Raw genomic sequence first — 18248 nt, 5'->3', positions numbered from 1 at the left:
TGTCGTATAGAGAGATTGGGAGGTGATTGGTATGGGTCATACATTTGGTTTGTTCTCCAAGTCACAGAAAGGTGTATTGTTCGCGAATATGAGGGCGAAGATTGCGGACGAAAGTTACGGCAACCCTAATAACCCTGCGTATTTACCGCAGAGTCCCAATGCACCAAGGAGCGAAACCGATCGGCATGGTGAAGAAAATAACCCTATTCTGGGTGATCCAGGTTACGGTCAAATAGGACGATGGCAGACGGTTCAATTGGATGCGCTGGAGAACAGTATCGATCAAATCATTGAGCAATACCTGAGAGATAAGTCATGGTATGCGAGTGTGCGATGTCGCGAAGCGTTATGGAATATGTACCGCAGGATTGAATGGTGGGTGGAACAGCAGCAGCCTCCAGACAAAACACAATATCAGCGGGTACTGCAAATGATTAAAGATTGTATTCACAAGATTCTTGAAAATGCTCAGAAGCCTGGAGGCAGCCATCATGGTGTGTCATTGCCAGTCTGTCCGGCACCCTATTACCATCATTTTAGTGGGAATTACTTCAATCATTTTGATGCAACCGTATATGAGATCCCGCTCTTTTCGATGAAAAAGGACGTACCCTTCTCGAACAAATTTCCTGATTTCTTTAGATATGTCTCATCTACGGAGGATCAGGAATGGGTAGCTGTCCACTCCGTAGGCCGAAATGAACAATCCGGTTCAGAGATGATCTTGAAACTGGATCTAGGGCTTCTGGAGATTGGAAACTCATCCAAAATTACATTTAACTGGCGTGTGAAGCGTTATGGACAGATCAGGTTCAAGTATCTGGCTAGTGCCAAGCGTGGTAATGGCATGCTGTTCTATATTAATGGGCAGCAAGTCGGAGGCGAATGGAGTGAAAATAGCGGATGGCAGGAAGCTGCATTTACACTGCAGCCAGGCCAGATGTACAAGTTCGACTGGCTGATTCGCAAAATGAGACCTGAAGTATGGCAGAACAATGGCATCTATATCAAGGATGTTGAAGTGGTTGAGATTGTGGATACACGCAAGCCGCCTGCGCCGAAGGATTACGATCTGGATGGCGAGGACGTATATGAGTATGGAAACTGGGTTGTAAGATCACCACAAAGTGTGGCACAGGCACATTTTAAAGGACAGTTCATTACGGATGATTTGCGTAAGAAAACCATGACAATGGACCTGGATAACGAATGTGATGGTACGATTTCATTTGCTTACAAAATGGGTGTGGATGAAGAGCCGTATCCGGATCATGATTATCAGTTGTTTTTTGATGATGAATTCGTTCAGCGGACCCAGCGTGGAGATGGAGATCATGGTAGCTATGCTCGCTCAGTGCATGGTGTGGAATGGATACTGAATGGGGACTATTCAGAAACAGAGACCAACCAGGCTAAAATCGAATATGAAATTGTTGCAGGGCCGGATACGACGGTGGACTTGAGAGGTGCACTTGAAGTAACTTGTCCTTCGAGAGAGATTGATCATTGGGAACCGTTTCACTATGGACAAGGAATCGGGAAATATGAATGGTACATAACGGGAAGTCCCAGTTGGATTGATCAAGGAGATGTATTGCGTCTAGAGGAGCCGAAGCAGGGAGATATGATTGCCCAGACCACAGTACCTTTAGCGGATGAGGGGTGGTTCATATTTAGTTATAAGCATCAGTTAAGGCCTACTGAAGCGTTTGAGGTAACTGTAAATGGTATGTCCGTTCATTATACAACGATGCATGGTAACGGCGAACAAATACGTATTCCTTTGCAAGCTGGAAACAACGTAATCCAATTTCGAATCAGAGATAGTTTAACGGAAGAACCCTTTAAATATAAGTTGGACAAGTTGTTTACTTATGGTAATAACACAGGCAATACATACCGGACAACATCTCCTCTAGGTTCATATGTTGATGTGACACGTGGATGGGATGTAACCGATGCTGGAGCGTCTACACAAACAAGCGGAGATACGATTACATACAGTGCAGAGCTGAATCCTGGTGCCAAATTAAATATTAAAGAGCATATGCGTATCTATCCCGGGATGGATTACAATTATAATCCAGAAACGGGTGCAAATCGAGATGAAATGGTGTTTGATGAATTGTTCAATGATGAAGATAAGATTGATTCAAGATTAAGATTTATAGGAAGCTGGGATTGGAAAGAATTGATTCATGGTGATGGCGTGATGTGGGCGCAGGGACATGATCAGGAATTCATCTGCGAACTTGATGCGCAACTGGATAAGCCAGGTTACATATTCTGGCAATATGGTGGCGTTTTTGATCCTGGAGAAAAATTGGAGCTTCAGGTAGATGGCATTTCCGTCTGGACAGGAAATCAGTCCAATGGAAACGATGGAACAAACTGCATGTATCCTTTGCCCCCAGGCAGCCATCGTTTCCGCTGGATATATAGAGATGGGAAGTCGTATGTGCCTGGCGATGGTAACACAGGGGGATCAGGAAGCGGAAGTGTCGGTGGCAACGGTAATGGTCAGTCCAATCAGCCACCCCAAAGCCCGTTTGGAGAAGTATGTTTTCCTAGTGGAATGAAAAATCATGAAATTCAGTATGGACAAAGTTCTTATTCAGGACGGTCTGAACAAACGAGTTTGTGGGGATGGAAAAATGAAGGAGCAACCTATGACGGTAGTCATAGACTTTTGGATGAAGGAAAATATATTACCCGGGATTTTTATGCTCCCGAGATTGGTAAAATTGATTATGTTGAGACACTAAAGGTATATCCTATAAAGAAATTAAACAACACGGGTTTAAGACCCATTCGAACTTCGGACATGATGAGACAGTATTATGCCGAACCAGGTACCATTTATCAAAATAAAGAAAGTAATTATTACGGATTAAATGTGAAAAATCTATCTCCTGGGATACCGGAGACGGAGTTTGATAGTCCACATACCAAAATGATTTTTCAACGATTTTACTGTGAAGGCGAGTTTAGCATTGATTTTAGATATATTTGTTATCTGAGAGATAAGGATCAACAAAAAGCGAGATTTAGGGTGTATTTTTATCCTGAATCTGGTACAAAACAACGAATACTATTAAACGAAATTAATAACAGAGGGAAAAATAACGGGAAAGTGAATTACAAGAATATAAGTGCTACTGACTGGAATACAGCAGCGACCTTTTCTGAAACAGTTCCTAATTTGAAAGCAGGATATTACTATATCTGCATTGGCATTACGGATACTTTTGGTGACAGTGATCAAGATAAAGATGGTTTTCTCTACCATGCTTCTATTAAGAATCTATCCATAAAATCAAAAGACTCTGCTGGATTGAACGGCGGCAATCTGGTTTATCCTAACAGAACGGATAGTGAGACGTATGTATTGGTTGATTTGATCGATAAAACTACAGGTACAACGCCTTACTCCTATCGTTACCCAGCAAGTAATGGAGAGATACAGACGTACGATATAGACTTCTCTGCTTATACATTACCCGGCAAGGCATACACGGTAAAATACAGTTTACACAAAGCTTCAGGTGCTTCAGGAGGCAGCGGTTTAGATGCCGGTGGGTTCACGCTCAGCGGAGGGCGCTTCAAAGAAACATGGGATGCTTACTGTAAAGATGCTCAGGGACTATTGTATCGAGAAGGAGAGTCCCCTCACCCGGGGGAAGATTCATGGAATCCACCTGGGCCAGGTACAACTGCGCCGGATGGCGGGAGTCACGCTTGGCTTGATGTCATTCGGTTATACAAAAATACGAGCAGAGCTTGTCCAGGCACAAGAATTGTCATTGAAACCTTTGAGGACGGTCAATTACTAGGTCCACCACAGAACGTGACGAATGAAGATGATCAGATTATCTCCATTGAAGTTGAAAACACCTCAGATCAGAAGAAGAAATACGAGGTTCGCGTTCGATTCGAGCAGGGATGTGCAGGAGACGGTGCAATGATTTGGGGTGGTTCGTTGCACTTGGATGATATTGATAAACTTGATCCATCATGGGCAGAAGTGACCCATTTTGAGGTGTGGAATAATAAACCGATCTGGATGGGCGGCTGCGATAACAGTAATATGCGCGTAAAAATTACACGTGAAGACGGAAAAGTGTTATGGGATGAAACGTATTACGGGGATGGATACCGGGGCTTCGAACTGAATGATCTGGCTCCCAAGCCATATAGCAAGTATAAAGTAGAGATTACCACAGATCAGAAGGGGCAGATCAGCGACTGGACGGGAAAGCGATACATGACCACCTTCCGGGTTCATGACTTCAAAGCTTACGAAAGATGGGTATGGGTACCTGAGCCGTTTGATTGTCAGCTGGATTTCTTCATCGATAATGTACTGATCAAAACATTCACTCAAGAGGGTGGATACTATTCCTTCTCACATCCGGTGCCCAAAGGCAAACATGAGTTCAAATGGGTGTTCACCTCACTTCAGGAAGTAGGTACACGTAGTTACGAATACGCGAACCTGGACTGGATGAAACTGACCAACTGGATCTGTGATGACGTCTATGTCATTCCTTACTGCGAAGGTGGAGGTGGAGACCAGTGTGTAGAAGCACTCATCAAGTGCTTGCTGGAAGTTTGGAAAGCAAGGCCTAAGATGTGTGTGATCGGTAAGCGGATCTGGCTATTCACGTAATGAAAGGAGGATCTTTATGGGTGTTGCAAGATTGATAGAATCAGGCAGGATTTACGAGGAAGACTTCACCAATTCCAACTCCAGCCTTGATTTTAAATGGGAAGTGCTGCCTAACGACCCTGCCCGCTTTGAAGCGGGTAGAGGTAGCTTATTGCTGAAACATGGCTCCGATCCACTGTATATGTTCTACAAACCTTTAACGGATATGAAGCAATTCGTGATGGATGTGAGGAACAGCTACAACCCCGATACGGAGGGGTGTTATGGAGGCGTTGTCGTTTTTGTGGACGAGCATAATTTCATGGAGATTGAAGAGTTTCTAGATATGTCTCTGCCAACGCCTTTGTTGAAAACCTATCCATGGATTCGGTTAGTACGAGACTACAACTATTATACGGCATATTGGTCAGATGATGGCTTGCTGTGGAACATTATGGGTTCCGTTGAATTGGCGGGAGCGCCCAAGATTGGTCTCTATTTAAAAGGGGATGGAGATCATCCAATGCAAGTTCAGTATATTCGAATCAACAAGGGGACGTTTATTGCCGTAGATAATCTGACCAAAGGAACTGTGGTAGATCTGATTGACAAGAATGGGATTGTGCTCGAATCAAGAGTATGTCGGTCCGAGGAAACGGTTGTGCATTTTGATATGGGGCAATATTCGTATCCTTTTGAGGGGAATTTTGGGGTTAAGCTTCCCGATGGTAATCGTTTTCAGGCCATGGATTCCATAAAGCTCTTTCGAGGTGATCAAATGTATTTCGAGGTTACTCCAGATTTATATTATAAAGAGTCAAATCCTGAAACCGGGGAAGATTTCGATGTCCTCCTTTACCCAAATACGGATCGTTTCCTTGGTTATTTAACAGCAGGTGGTTCTGCAACTCAAGAAGTTCGAATGTTCGCCAAAAATCCCATGTTGTCAGGAGAATTTAAGGATGTAACCTTTGCGCTCACAACAGGCACGGAAAAAGTACAAATTGCGCCTGACGTTGGAGGTATCCCGGGTGCTTTCAGTTACTCAATCACGGCCTTTAGCATTTCGCCGGGAGCCTCCTATCCATTTTGGCTGCGAATGGAGAGGGAAGAATCACAAGACAGATATGCCTCCCAAGTTAAATTTTCTCTCCAAATGTATTCGACATACATTTAGCTTAATTTTAATGAAATCATTACGTATAGATTATGTAAGGCAAGAATGGAGGTGGTCAAATGTCAGTAAGAATTAACCAGTCTCATACATCGTCCGCCAGGAGTCATAAGGAACTAAGTGATATCGGGGTTAGAACGCATACTGAGATTGATTCCTATCTTGCAGAATTGGATGACGCCAGAGGTTCTGAGGTTAGTCTGGGGGATCGAATTACCCTAGTTGAAGAATCTGCAAATGTTAGCCGTGATAAGGTAAATGATCATGAGCAGAGACTAGGCGATGTGGAGACTACTGTAACTTCGAACAACTCACGACTTGATGATGTTCAGCAGGACATTCTGACGGTAAGAGCAGATGTCAACGTCCTTTCGAAGAATCAGGATAATCATGAGAAAAGATTAAGTTTGGCAGAGATAGAAATTAAGGAAGCACGTGGAGCAGAGTCGTCCATAGATCACCGGTTTGATACGTTGGAGAAAGCCATTGAGGTTGTATCCAAGCAGCCCATTCAGGATCTCGGTATTACGAATCCCACATATCTGAGTATGTATAACAGTGTTCAAGTTACGATTAATGCCGGTAGAGCTAGCATCAACAAGGTTATTGTGGATCAATTTTCCCAAACATTCAGCATTCCGGACATCACGGCAAATACATCGTATTATATTTTTCTGCATGAGGATGGCAGGTACTCCTATAGTATAAATAAAGAAGAGCCACAAGATGCCATAATTATTGGTGGACTTGATGTCGGGGTATCACCAACCACTTCACTCACGGTTATGGATTTCAGATATTTCCTAACTAAGGGCTCTATCGAAAATGACATGTCTGCACTAGGAGAACGAGTATCTGGTCTGGAAACAACTGTTGGCAAGCATACCACAACGATCGTTACACATGATGCAGAGATCAAAGCCATGCAGACCGAATTGGAAACCACTTCAAAAGAGGTTGTTGTTTCACGGGAAGATAAAAATGGAGTCGTCTATGATGCTCTCAAAGACAGACTGGACAACATGCAGAGCCGACTTGAATTAGCTGAAAGCCGAGGTACCATGGAACATCAATCGGTATTTCACTTCACTTCGTCTCCTAACAGTAGATTGTCGATTACCAGGGATTTTCAGGTACCTCGATACGTGATTGGTTCAAATTCTGCAGAGGTATTTCTGGACGGAATACGTATGGATGTAGGGGACGATTACATTGAATATAGCGATACGCTTATTCGGTTTAGATTCGATGTGCCTAAGGAAGCTAGAGTAACTGTCATTGGCCGTGGGTCTATCATTAATACGACTTCGGTAACGGATTATACCTACTATCCCGATGGAAAAATACATAGAGAAAAGATTAATGGAGGAATTAATCGCACGATTGAGTACTTCTATAGCATGGATGGAAACTTGGAACGACAAGAGATCACTGAAAGTAACGGACAGATCAAGTCCATTGAATATCAGCGTGATGTTACAGGTAAGGTAATGAGGGAAACTAACAATGGAGCTGAGTATTACGTGCTCCAAGGGGGAGATACCTTCGATGATACGTACATCCGAAGAAGAATTGATTTTCTTGAAGGATCTGCGCTGGAACTAGACGTCGTATATAACTATTATTCCAATGGTGACATCGAGTCCGAGGAAGTGTTCTCAGTGAACGTGACTCCGCAGCTTTTGAAAAGAACATCTTTTACCTACAATGCAGACGGTACGGTTAAGACCGAAACCTTAATTTATGACGGCCGGGGAGTTCAGAAAGCATTTGAATATGACGCTATCGGTAATATCAAACAAGTAAAAATCAGAAAGGTTGTGATTTGAAGTGACGAGGACTGTACAGGATGTCAAATTTGCACTCCATACCATTATGGATAAGTTAGTGGGTAATCATTCGGAGCCGTTCAATACAGAGGAAATTGAAGTACTGATTTTTGCTTTTGAAAGCCATATTCTGTTTGATAATGTAGCACATAAGTTTTTGTCTTCGCTTAAAGGAATAGTTGAAATTTCAGATTTAAATTCAAATAAGAATAATGAAGAGCACCAATCACCAGAAAGTAGAGATTTTTTATTTCTTCAAGAAAGAAGCACGATGGTTAAAACGCTTCTTCTAACTGTTATTAAAGAGAGCATTCTTCGAGAAATGAGTATTCGATTCGGTAGTTAAGGGGGGGAAATCATGGCTGAAAATATATTACTCGGACCATTACGAAGATATGAATTCTATTCTTACTGTAACAACTTTATTTCTGAGCTACACAAGACAGTAACTCAAGATTTGTATGGAGATATTCATTGGGAGTGGTCATATTATAACAATAATGAGTATGCTGTACCTAAAAGTTGGAATTCTACGGGGCGGACTTCTACTAATCAGGGGACAATTACCGCGAAGAATGTAAAAGACCCAAGTATGTTCTTTACAATTAGCATGAATTTCTCGCGTTTCTACACGAATTACGATTATGTAGATTACAGCAGAAGTTATGTTTGGCGAGTAGGTTTACGAAACAATGGGACTGAAATCAAGCCAGACTTATATACAGATGTTGGTCACATGACAGAGATACCTTTGAATACTTGTATTCTGGATGGAGGAACTCGTAGTCACAATGCAGTTAACACTTATTATAAGTGGAATTTGTTCATCACGGAGCAGTATATTTTCCTCTATGGAGAACCTCAAGCAGGAAATCAGGCATATCCAGTAAGACTATACATGGGAAGATTAATGGCTCTTGAGAATGAAGATCCACTTATTGCAAATGACTTTGTTGGAGTTTTTAGTCACTATCCTCTCGGCCTGAATAATGATGATGATGAGCTCATGTATAGGGCAGGACGAGGTTATGTGCGTTCTTCACGAAATGGTAAGCCTAACTCTTTATACCATTTCGCTACAAGTTCTCAGGTTCCGTCACCTGGAGTAGGGGGAAGATTTTTTATTTCTCCATTTTATGTTTGGCATGATATAGAAGGTGTAAGAGGCGAGTTTTATGGAGTGAAGACAGCAGTTCTTAGAGATTCAAGTATGTATCCAGATGGTTCGATTCTCGATCTCGGAGATGAAAGGTATTATGTCTTTCATACCTTGTCTCAGCAGAATCCACCAACATATCAAGGTTGGGCCTCTACAGCAGGTGGATTTTTCTCAGGCCAACCCTACTTCTTTGATTCAGCATTACTCCTCGGTGGCGGACAGCGAGTGCTGTTGTTCGAGATTGAAAAGGAGGTGTAATGCATGACAATGATACGCAGACACGAGTTTACCAGTACCTTGAGTGTATTTGCTTCAACACTTGTTAGTACGTTAAAAGATGCGCTGGATCCTTATTGGGATACGATATATACGGCTGAAACGACCTATGCCAACTGGGGGAATGCGCTGCTTACTAATAAAAAAAATTCATCCATGCGTTTTACGATGTGTGTATGGGCGCACGCCAAAGGAGTCAATATTCGTTGGGGACTGAAGAATCTTGGAAGCAATGTAGCATCGCCAGATCTATTCGTAAATCCCCCAGTAGACACAGATAAATTCATGTTGGAAACTCCCTTTTTGTGTTATAACGGACAGTATAATGTGAACTATAAGTGGTCTGTGATTACGAATGAAGATATCTTGTTCATCCACGGGGAGAGTCTAAATTACCCGGAACGAGCTTACCCAGTACGGATATTTCTAGGTAAATGCCAGTCATTAGAGCAAGAAGATCCGGCAATCGCCAATAAGTTCTATGGTATATTCTCGCATATGCCTTTCAATACTTCAGATAACAACACAGCAGATCAATATGATACACCAAGGGGTGTCGTAATGACTTCCCGGAATGGAACAGAATATGCGCTATACAACTTTGGAACGGAGTCCATTCCTTCTCCAGGTGTCGGCTCAAGGTACTATGTCACTCCGTTCATGGTGTACCACCCATTGGAAGGAGCGCGGGGCGAATTTAAAGGCATGCGGTCCATTGTTTTCAAAAACAGTGCGCAGCACCCGGACGGATCGATACTCGACCTTGGTAATGACGGTAAGTATTATGTGTTTCATGTCGTGGATCAAGATTATCCCAATACGGATTATGGACGGTATTACTACAATACGAATCAGGTTGCTGTGTATGGCAGGCCTAAGTTTTTTCACGGTGCCAGACTGCTTGGTGGCGGGCAAAGGGCTTTACTTTTCCAAATCTAGGAGGTGTTTATGAGGTATGGCCAATTTCTCAGGTAGAGTTAAAATGAATGAATTATTCGCAAATATGGTACAGGGGTTTAAAACGATTGCGGGTTCGCCCTGGTCGATCTTTTATGAAACAGCCAGTGTGATCGTGCTCAAATCAGTTGGTACTACAGGTACAGACAAGTTGTTCTTCCGACTCGAGGTTGGAAATACAAAGGGAACTACGGGGAACAAACTCTCAGTGAGCGTGTGCGAAGATGTTATGGCAACAGACGGCAGCATCCCGGTGGGTAGAACTGAAGTGAAAAAGGACTATCTATGTCATACCAGTATTGTGGACACGAATCTATTGATCGATTATCAGGTTTCCGTCCAAGCGAACCGAATCATTATTTATTTGCAGGGTGATGTGAACTCGGTTACAGGCATCTCTAATCTAGGTTACTTCGGAATTTTGAACAGGTATGCCACAGAGGCGGATTCCTCAAGTTTGGGTGTCGGCCTCAGTTACAACGGGGATAACGGCATCCGAACGTTAAGGGATAAAGACAAACAGATGGTCAACAACATCTATGATGCTTATTCTGCCATGCTTCCGGTTAATCCAGGTTGGGGTTCTCTTTATCATCTTGCCCCGGTTATTATGTGCAATGGTGTGGAAGGACCAAGAGGTGAGCTTATTGATATTTATGCTGTACCTTCTGCCGGTGTTTCTCATGGAGATGAGATCAAAGTAGGGACCAAAACATATAAGGTGTACTCGTTGTCCATCGGTGGACAGAGCTTCTTATCAGGCGCTACGGTTGCTGTTCTGATGAATTAAGGTGGTGAGTGGACATGACTGTGCATCAAGGAAACGTTGTAGGAACCGCCGCGAGCGGTTCTCTTTTTACCCAAAGTAAGGCGGGAGTTCCTCATCATGTTGGATACAATCTCGAAGCTGTTCCGTCAACCTTTGAAGGCAAGGAAATGATCTATTCGCTAGGAGCACTATCTACTACGGCTAAATTAATTGACATCTATCGTTGGGGAACGTGGAGGCTGCTGGACAGCCATGGTGATGATCTGATCGGATACGTTACGGACAAGTATATTTACGGAGCAAGAACCAGGATTGGAATTCCTTACGAAAAAAATATGATCCTGAAGCACAAGTTCTTGACTCAATCTAGTGGAGTAGGCTTAATCCGAGAAACCATCAGAGGACTGAAAGTGAAGCAGAATTATGCGGGTCTCGATTGGTGTATCAAGGTCAAAATTCCTGTTAACCAGTCCGGTTTGGTAGGAAAAACGTGGGGAGATTGGTCTTACAGCGGAAGTGGCAATACGCCCGGTGCTCATCTGCGTCCACGGAGATATCCTGATACACATATTCCTAGAAGGAGGGAAGAGCCTTGAATCGAACATGGAAACTGATGGAGGAGATGAGAAAAGTGATGTTGCCAGTTTCATTTGCCCGAAGAGTAGAGTATGTTGGCGGTGGGGCAATGGCGTTGATCGATATTCCGATGGAGCATCCTCGATTCATGATTAAAACGATCAGGGTCATTCCGTCCAGAGAAACGAATGTGGAAGTTCATGTACTGAATAGCGCAGGCCCTCATCCGGAGGTTCTGTATTTCAACAATGCCCAATACTCGACGGGAAATTTTATGGAAGGCATTTACGATATGATCGATTTGCCTTATGAGGACATCGATGGGACTTCCACACTTCACTTGTCGTTGAAAAATTTAGGAACAGATGTGGCCAACTTCGATATAGAGGTCGTTGGTTTGACTACAAGGTAGGAGGGATACCATGGATATTGTTTCATTCAGCAAAGCTGCCAAGGTAGAACGTGAAGTCAAACAAGCCAGAGATTCCTTTGCCACGCTTGATGGAAGACTGGACGCAGTGTCCACTGGTAATGTCGTTTCGGTGAGACTAAAGACGGAGCTGCCGACCATAGGTGAAGCAGGAAGATTATATCTGGTACGCCAGGACTCAAGCAATCAGAACACTTCAACGACGTATACATACAGTGGTGGGGAATATGTGAAGGTTGGCGGTGACCGAGTCTCTAATCATACCGATAACGGAGCCGTGAATATCAATGGTACCAAAACGATGATTTACTCCCACCCCGACACACACAGTGCGGACATTATAATAGATGGAAGTACTAAAGTGATTATGACCTCACAAGAGCGTGAAAAGCTACTCAATATCGAGATTGAAGCGAATCATTATATCCATCCCGATACACATAGCGCAGATATGATTATCGATGGTGCAACCCATGTGAGTATGACTTTGTCCGAGCGCAAGCGCCTGAGCGTGATAGACCCTTGGGATGCAATCAGTGATTTGGTGGATTACACAGACGTAGTTACTTATTTTGCGTTTGATATGCAAGGCCGGGTCATTAGGCAAGTCGTCACAGACAATTATACGGAGCAGGTAGTCACAGAGCCGTTGCTGACCATGCCGATTTCGACAGATGGGTATACGCAAAATGATTCGTTTTTGGTGATATCTGTTGGTGAAGTCCATCGGTTGGATGGTCAAGTATTCGTGCAGCTGCCGACCTTGGTCGATGTAATATATCAATATGATGATGAAGGAAGACTGGATTCAAAGTCCATCACCAGAATGGCAGCAACTCCAATTCAGACCAACTTCAAATACATCTATGACTCTCTGGGCAATCGCATAGCGGTTAAAAAATATTAAGGGATAGCTTATGCTGTCCTTTTTTTGTTCCAAAAAAGAGAAATGCGACTGCACAGATTTAACATTCTGACGATTAGGACGTATAGAGAGAATAGTGAAGGTATGATGGCTGACACTCGAAGTTTATTCTTTATTTCCTAGTACGTTAGAACATTAATTTAGCCAGGAGGTATTACTAGATGAATATTGGACTCACCGCTAATTTCTATTTCAAGGGAAGTGGCAAAAAGAAAACAGTAACATGGATTGAGGACAATCCCAGGCTGCAACAGAAAGAGAAGGATTCCGATAAGGTTGTTCGCGAGATTCCTTTAACTGCCGATGAAGTCAAGCAAGAATACCGAAGACTTTTCAACAAACATAAAAATGAGGGGAAGTCGATCACTTTGGAAGATACAGATGATGTTGTGCACATCATTGATCTCACCGATGTTCGCAATATTGAACTTACTTCAAAGGAGGAAAACATCGATGCTCTACAGACTGACCTTTGCGTTGAATCATGAGGAGATTATCACGATGGAGATGACCACGGAGAAGGACGATCTAGTTGGTGCAACGGAAGAAGCGTTCGATGTAATTGAGAAGGAATATGGTGCCAATGTAGTTTTGAATCTGGTGGCGTTCAGCCTGCTCAAAGTTGACGTGCCTAATGAACAATAAGTTTAAAAATAGATGCTAAAACGAAATAGTATAGTTCTAAGTGTAATGTGCTGCTTTATTTGCATAATTGTAAAACCAGCGATATACCCCAAGCCTACTTCTGGGGTCTATTCCTTTTTCATGAAAAGATCGTGGGGACTTTAGTCCGTAAACGCATTGAAACTTGTCTTGTATAAGGAGTTTTGATTAAATTAGGTTTGATTATTGTATTCAGGGGCAATAGGAGGAAAAAGGATGATTGTAGGGAGGGATGTGAACATTGAGATAAAAGACTTGGAAAGAGAACTCGCGAAAATGGCATCAAGAATAAGAAAAGATTTTACTGAACGCGGGCCAGTAGATACCAGAGTCGTCATCATGAATCATTTTATCATCCTAAAGTTTACAGCAAAATTCACCAAACCTGAAGCGTTCATGCTTGAACACATGCAATCGCATTCCAGTCAGATCTTTGCCGAATACAAGCTGAAGCTTGCACAAATGATGAGAGAAGATTTCAGTCCTGTTTTCTCCTATATTCACCTGGGTTTGAAAATTGAAGATATAGAAACCATGTTCTTTGGCACTGATTTTGCGGAACAGGTAACTGTCTTTAAAATGAACAAGGATGTTGAGGGGCTGCTGAAAAATGATGCTATAAACATGCCTTAAGACTCATGAAAATTCATTTTTTTATTGGATAGGTTCTTCGGAACTAATTTTGATGTTGACAATATCCTACATATTTCCTTATACTACCCTTATGGCGATCAGATAGAATTAATAATCTTGACGAAGCCTGTAATTGGATTAAAGGGCTTCAAGACCATATCTTCGGTAATTGGAACGAAATAGATGTCAGACCAAGACCGACACATTCCACCATTTTGGTATTTTCCTAGTGGTGCGCTCTGTGTTGGTCTTTTTGTTTGCAAAAAACAGGCTTTACGTTTCGCATTTGGCTTCGTATATAGTGGGTAAATGGTGTACTAAAGAAGCTGATAAAAATATGTTGCGAACATTAGTTCGTATTTGTTATTCTGAATGTAATAGGTTGGAAAAGTGTCTCTGGATAAAATGTCCCATTACTGAGTTTTGAAAGTTAGTTTTATATCTTGATCTGGATCGAAAGGGGAGGTGCATCATCTGCGCAATTTATATGTAATGCAAAAGACTTATCTAGCTTTACGCTTTGCCTGAAGATGAAGTTTTCATATTTACGAAGAAGTGATAACACTACATATTAGATATGGTTTTTTGGACATCGGCAAGCAATATTTGAAGTTTGATAACGGTGCAAGATACTAGAATGTTGAGTGATCAAGAATTGATCAAAATTTTAACTATAGAAATGCAAGTTATAGAGTTTAAACAAACAACTAAATAGTTATTGGGGGAAAATGATGATGTCTGCTACAACTGCTATGGGGTTTGATGATTTATTTGAAATTGGGGATATAGATACGTTCTTGAACAAAGCACAGGAAAAATGTCGCCATAAACTTAGAGGCAAAACGTTTGCAGGGATGGAAAAAGAGGATGTAACGCAGGAGATCATGATTAAGTTGTATAACGCGCTGGACAAGTATGACGCAGAAAAAGCAAAAATGTCGACGTTTGTTGATCACCTAATCGAAAATAAAATCAAGGATATGTATCGCAAATGCATGTCTGAGAAAAACCTCAGTGTCGTTAACGCTGTCCAGCTAGTGTGTACAGATCTTGGTGCAAGTGATGAAAGTGATGGAACAGATACAGCGCTAACGCTTGGGCACGCCGGGTTTGCCTTTGAGAATTTTGAATTCGTAACTGACATCATGGAGAATATGAAGCTTAATGACCGGGAAAAAGAGATTTTTAAACTTCGAACCTCGGGGTACGAGTTTGTAGAAATTGCAGCAATGTTAGGTGTATCCAAGGCACGCATATCACAGTTATGGAAAGCGATTCGTGAGAAATACGAAGCTCTGTAGTTTTAAATGAAGTGGCAATTCATAGCCAAAGTTTGTTGCAGATCGATCAAAACGTTACATAGAACTAAGAGCACCCTTAACGGGGTGCTTTTTTATATCGTATAGAGTAATTAATCGATTGAATAATGGAAGGTGGCAGAAGAATATGCTCAGTGTTGTTGTGTTGGGATTTACGTTGGAAAGTCTGTCGGGATTTTCTGATATTGCTTGGGCCCACCATGATTCATCTACAGCTTCCGACCTAAGTAACCGGGAGTATGCGTTGATTATTGAGAAGGTTGTGTTTCAAGCGGATGCGTTGCTCGTTAATCTTGATGTGGAAAAGCTGACTCCTACTGAGATAGTGATCTTGCATCATGCGTATATTCAAAACAAACCGATCATGGGTGTAGGACTCAGAGTATGGGAGCCTGTCATTGAGGAGATGTTGTCCAATCGAATAAATGATCTTGAGCGGGCTGTAAAGCATATTCGAACGCATTATACGCTCATAAGTGGCGCCCTAAATGTCTCTCCTGTGTAAATCGTTAACTGCTAGTAATATAACGCGTATAGAGAAATTGAAGAGCTGGATAGCCGGGTCCAAGATAATTTAAATATATGGAGGAATGATTGTATGACACAAATGATAAAAGCAAAAGACGATACATTAACCGAAGAATTGATTGCAAGTCTGATTGGAAAATGCGTTCACGCACCAACGAATGTGCATGAGATTCAAACGCCAACAGGCGCAACAACAAAAGCCAATGTATGGTTTGCAGGTATTGTAGCTGGCTATGAAAAAGCCGTTATTGGATTCAACTACGAAGCGGGTGAATTTCACGAAGAACCGCAAACCTACTACAACGTTCATTTAACGGACGGTATGGGATATATTCTCACAAGTGCATTTGAACTTGAGATCCATGAGTTGACACAAGAGGAGTTTGCTCAATTGATCGAGGAGAACAAAAAAGAGGAGAACACCACTGAATCCCTTTCTGCTGTACAAAGCGATAAAGAAACAAACGAAGAATTAAACGAACAAACAAACCCTGATCTTCTTATTGGTCATGAATAAATGGACATGAAAAATTATGCCTTAGATATCGCTGTAAAGATGTTTACATCACCAGCACCAATGGATTTTGAAGAACAGATTAATACCTGGATGAGTGACAAACCAAATGTATTGGTCATTGGACTGGATGTTACTTCCTCTTACGATTCGGCAAATAGCAGGTTAGAGTATGCAGCAATCTTGGCATATCAGACTAGTGAACAAAATGCATCTTAATAGAAATAGGGAAGCCTTTGATTCGATAATAGACCCTCTAATTAATTGGGCCACAAGATCGTACAAGCAGTGAAAAACCACGGTTTCCTTCTATTATATAAGGCTTAACCTAAGGAGGTGAGCAATCCCGTTGGTCACATTTAAAAAAATCGGGATTATCATTACGGCGGTACTGGCATCGATAACGATATATGGAGGGCTAATTGTACCAGCTGCTTCTAATCCGATTGTAGAACAAAATACAAAACAAACCCTAAAGCAAGTCAAGTTAGATCCGGCCGCTACGTCCCATAAAGTAATGGTAGATATGCTAGAGCATTATATCGAAACTTATCAGGAGAAGACGGTAAGCAGAGCTAAACTGTTGAAGTATGTGAAATGGGTGGACCAATATATTGAAGGATCCAATATGGATTCCGTTTGGATAATGGCCATGATGTGGCAGGAGAGCCGCTTATTAGAGGATAGCACATCATCTCATGGAGCCATTGGACTGCTTCAAATACTACCAAGTACGGCCAAATCGTTTGGTATTAGCGGCAGTGACTTATACAAGCCCGAAGTTAACATCAAAACCGGTATTGAATATATGGAATATCTGTTGGAAAAGTATGACGGCAACCTTCGTACAGCAACGATTGCGTACAATCAAGGGGAGGGCAATGTAGACAAAGGCAAAGCTCGCCCATGGTATTACAACCAAGTGAAGAAACACCATAACACAATGGTTCAGATGCTAAAGAAAATCAATAAAGAACGTTAGATTGTTGGTGAACTTCCACAACATTTACATAGGGAGATCAAGATGGATAAATTTTCAGAACATATTAGGATGAATTTGAAGTTGGACAAGAAATTTTACTCTATGGACCTTGTAGGAAATATTGAACGATGTCAAGTCGATGAACATTTTCTAGGAGATAGCATTTTGGTTAATGAGAACTTGATTTGGCATTCAGTACATAAATACATTGGAAAACCGGAAGTCATTATCAAAAATCATTGTGTGGAAAAAGACGATATTCTTCAATTGGGACGCCTTGGGTTTATTAAAGCAGTCAAAGCATTTGACACAGGGCGTGGGGTGAAATTCAGTTCGTTTGCTGTTACTGCGATTGTAAGGGAAATCCGATGTTTTCTGAGAGATAGTGCAAGTATTATTCGCCCCACTCGCACGGCTACAGAATTAATTAATCGAATCAATCGGCTGGAGCACGATATGGGGTATCTCCCGACAGCTCATGAAATCGCTTTGTTGCTTGACGAAGAAGAGGAGAAAATCAACAAGGCGCTCCAAGTGGGCAAGGGAGTTAAATACCTGGATGAGCCTGTCGGAGCAGATGATCAGCAAGCCCAAGCCGTTACATTGATGGATACCATCTATAGCGGGGAAAATATTGAAGATGGAGTGGTCGACAGAATTTATGTTGACGCAGTTATAGAATCGGTTAAACGCAAGTTAAGCGAGAAGGAAGTCACTGTCCTGAAGCATCGGGTAGAGGGCTTTAATCAGACACAGACAGCAGAGATGGAGGATATTAGTCAGATGAGAGTCTCCAGAATTATGCGAAAAGTGGCCAAGATGCTGGATTATAACTAAATTTAATCATTCCTGGCAACTCATCTTAA

19 protein-coding genes are annotated in these 18248 nt (G+C 42.1%); all 19 read left to right on the top strand.

The window, feature by feature from the left end; translation table 11 throughout:
* Positions 1-31: 31 nt before the first annotated feature.
* The 19 genes from BUA17_RS23995 (at position 32) to BUA17_RS23905 (ending at position 18219) form a co-directional block, all read left to right on the top strand.
* Positions 32-4669, top strand: coding sequence for an early set domain-containing protein (locus tag BUA17_RS23995; RefSeq protein WP_072735260.1), 4638 nt, complete (start codon positions 32-34; stop codon positions 4667-4669).
* Positions 4670-4685: 16 nt separating this feature from the next.
* Positions 4686-5825 (top strand): hypothetical protein, encoded by a 1140-nt coding sequence (locus BUA17_RS23990; RefSeq protein WP_072735259.1) that lies wholly within the window; start codon positions 4686-4688, stop codon positions 5823-5825.
* 59 nt (positions 5826-5884) lie between these two features.
* The gene (locus tag BUA17_RS23985; protein WP_072735258.1) at positions 5885-7651 is read left to right on the top strand and encodes a hypothetical protein; all 1767 of its coding nucleotides are present in this window, start codon (positions 5885-5887) and stop codon (positions 7649-7651) included.
* A 1-nt stretch (position 7652) separates the two neighbouring features.
* A complete protein-coding gene (locus BUA17_RS23980) occupies positions 7653-7997 on the top strand; it encodes a hypothetical protein (protein ID WP_072735257.1) in 345 nt (114 codons plus the stop codon).
* A gap of 12 nt (positions 7998-8009) precedes the next feature.
* Positions 8010-9068, top strand: a complete 1059-nt coding sequence (locus BUA17_RS23975; protein WP_072735256.1) for a hypothetical protein — start codon at positions 8010-8012, stop codon at positions 9066-9068.
* A gap of 3 nt (positions 9069-9071) precedes the next feature.
* The gene (locus BUA17_RS23970; RefSeq protein ID WP_072735255.1) at positions 9072-10025 is read left to right on the top strand and encodes a hypothetical protein; all 954 of its coding nucleotides are present in this window, start codon (positions 9072-9074) and stop codon (positions 10023-10025) included.
* Positions 10026-10041: 16 nt separating this feature from the next.
* Positions 10042-10833, top strand: a complete 792-nt coding sequence (locus BUA17_RS23965) for a hypothetical protein (protein WP_072735254.1) — start codon at positions 10042-10044, stop codon at positions 10831-10833.
* Between the two features lie 14 nt (positions 10834-10847).
* The gene (locus BUA17_RS23960; protein WP_072735253.1) at positions 10848-11408 is read left to right on the top strand and encodes a hypothetical protein; all 561 of its coding nucleotides are present in this window, start codon (positions 10848-10850) and stop codon (positions 11406-11408) included.
* Positions 11405-11800, top strand: a complete 396-nt coding sequence (locus tag BUA17_RS23955; protein WP_072735252.1) for a hypothetical protein — start codon at positions 11405-11407, stop codon at positions 11798-11800. The genes BUA17_RS23960 and BUA17_RS23955 overlap by 4 nt, the downstream gene beginning before the upstream one ends.
* Positions 11801-11810: 10 nt before the next feature.
* A complete protein-coding gene (locus BUA17_RS23950; protein WP_072735251.1) occupies positions 11811-12725 on the top strand; it encodes a hypothetical protein in 915 nt (304 codons plus the stop codon).
* Positions 12726-12904: 179 nt separating this feature from the next.
* Complete coding sequence (locus BUA17_RS23945) at positions 12905-13231, top strand: hypothetical protein (RefSeq protein ID WP_072735250.1); 327 nt, start codon at positions 12905-12907, stop codon at positions 13229-13231.
* Entirely contained in the window at positions 13197-13388 is a 192-nt protein-coding gene (locus BUA17_RS23940; RefSeq protein WP_072735249.1) for a hypothetical protein, read from the top strand. The genes BUA17_RS23945 and BUA17_RS23940 overlap by 35 nt, the downstream gene beginning before the upstream one ends.
* A 234-nt stretch (positions 13389-13622) precedes the next feature.
* Entirely contained in the window at positions 13623-14039 is a 417-nt protein-coding gene (locus BUA17_RS23935) for a Na-translocating system protein MpsC family protein (RefSeq protein WP_053784489.1), read from the top strand.
* A gap of 734 nt (positions 14040-14773) precedes the next feature.
* Positions 14774-15340 (top strand): sigma-70 family RNA polymerase sigma factor, encoded by a 567-nt coding sequence (locus tag BUA17_RS23930; RefSeq protein WP_170867926.1) that lies wholly within the window; start codon positions 14774-14776, stop codon positions 15338-15340.
* A gap of 145 nt (positions 15341-15485) precedes the next feature.
* The gene (locus tag BUA17_RS23925; RefSeq protein ID WP_072735248.1) at positions 15486-15863 is read left to right on the top strand and encodes a hypothetical protein; all 378 of its coding nucleotides are present in this window, start codon (positions 15486-15488) and stop codon (positions 15861-15863) included.
* Positions 15864-15956: 93 nt separating this feature from the next.
* Positions 15957-16403 carry a hypothetical protein gene (locus tag BUA17_RS23920; protein WP_072735247.1) on the top strand — a complete coding sequence of 149 codons (447 nt, stop codon included), beginning with the start codon at positions 15957-15959 and terminating at the stop codon, positions 16401-16403.
* Positions 16404-16409: 6 nt separating this feature from the next.
* Positions 16410-16619 carry a hypothetical protein gene (locus BUA17_RS23915; protein WP_139295724.1) on the top strand — a complete coding sequence of 70 codons (210 nt, stop codon included), beginning with the start codon at positions 16410-16412 and terminating at the stop codon, positions 16617-16619.
* Positions 16620-16749: 130 nt separating this feature from the next.
* Positions 16750-17382 (top strand): lytic transglycosylase domain-containing protein, encoded by a 633-nt coding sequence (locus tag BUA17_RS23910; RefSeq protein ID WP_072735245.1) that lies wholly within the window; start codon positions 16750-16752, stop codon positions 17380-17382.
* Between the two features lie 165 nt (positions 17383-17547).
* Positions 17548-18219, top strand: a complete 672-nt coding sequence (locus BUA17_RS23905) for a sigma-70 family RNA polymerase sigma factor (RefSeq protein ID WP_244552217.1) — start codon at positions 17548-17550, stop codon at positions 18217-18219.
* Positions 18220-18248 lie beyond the last annotated feature (29 nt).

Source organism: Paenibacillus sp. ov031 (assembly GCF_900143165.1).
GTDB lineage: Bacteria > Bacillota > Bacilli > Paenibacillales > Paenibacillaceae > Paenibacillus > Paenibacillus marchantiae.
This window is presented reverse-complemented; position numbering and strand designations above follow the sequence as displayed.

Excerpts from the sequence above, each read along its gene's own strand:
- BUA17_RS23990 (WP_072735259.1), top strand. The coding sequence starts at position 4,686 with ATGGGTGTTGCAAGATTGATAGAATCAGGCAGGATTTACGAGGAAGAC.
- BUA17_RS23965 (WP_072735254.1), top strand. The coding sequence starts at position 10,042 with ATGGCCAATTTCTCAGGTAGAGTTAAAATGAATGAATTATTCGCAAAT.
- BUA17_RS23975 (WP_072735256.1), top strand. The coding sequence starts at position 8,010 with ATGGCTGAAAATATATTACTCGGACCATTACGAAGATATGAATTCTAT.
- BUA17_RS23915 (WP_139295724.1), top strand. The coding sequence starts at position 16,410 with ATGAAAAATTATGCCTTAGATATCGCTGTAAAGATGTTTACATCACCA.
- BUA17_RS23970 (WP_072735255.1), top strand. The coding sequence starts at position 9,072 with ATGACAATGATACGCAGACACGAGTTTACCAGTACCTTGAGTGTATTT.
- BUA17_RS23945 (WP_072735250.1), top strand. The coding sequence starts at position 12,905 with ATGAATATTGGACTCACCGCTAATTTCTATTTCAAGGGAAGTGGCAAA.
- BUA17_RS23930 (WP_170867926.1), top strand. The coding sequence starts at position 14,774 with ATGTCTGCTACAACTGCTATGGGGTTTGATGATTTATTTGAAATTGGG.
- BUA17_RS23935 (WP_053784489.1), top strand. The coding sequence starts at position 13,623 with ATGATTGTAGGGAGGGATGTGAACATTGAGATAAAAGACTTGGAAAGA.
- BUA17_RS23950 (WP_072735251.1), top strand. The coding sequence starts at position 11,811 with ATGGATATTGTTTCATTCAGCAAAGCTGCCAAGGTAGAACGTGAAGTC.
- BUA17_RS23960 (WP_072735253.1), top strand. The coding sequence starts at position 10,848 with ATGACTGTGCATCAAGGAAACGTTGTAGGAACCGCCGCGAGCGGTTCT.
- BUA17_RS23985 (WP_072735258.1), top strand. The coding sequence starts at position 5,885 with ATGTCAGTAAGAATTAACCAGTCTCATACATCGTCCGCCAGGAGTCAT.
- BUA17_RS23940 (WP_072735249.1), top strand. The coding sequence starts at position 13,197 with ATGCTCTACAGACTGACCTTTGCGTTGAATCATGAGGAGATTATCACG.
- BUA17_RS23995 (WP_072735260.1), top strand. The coding sequence starts at position 32 with ATGGGTCATACATTTGGTTTGTTCTCCAAGTCACAGAAAGGTGTATTG.
- BUA17_RS23925 (WP_072735248.1), top strand. The coding sequence starts at position 15,486 with ATGCTCAGTGTTGTTGTGTTGGGATTTACGTTGGAAAGTCTGTCGGGA.
- BUA17_RS23920 (WP_072735247.1), top strand. The coding sequence starts at position 15,957 with ATGACACAAATGATAAAAGCAAAAGACGATACATTAACCGAAGAATTG.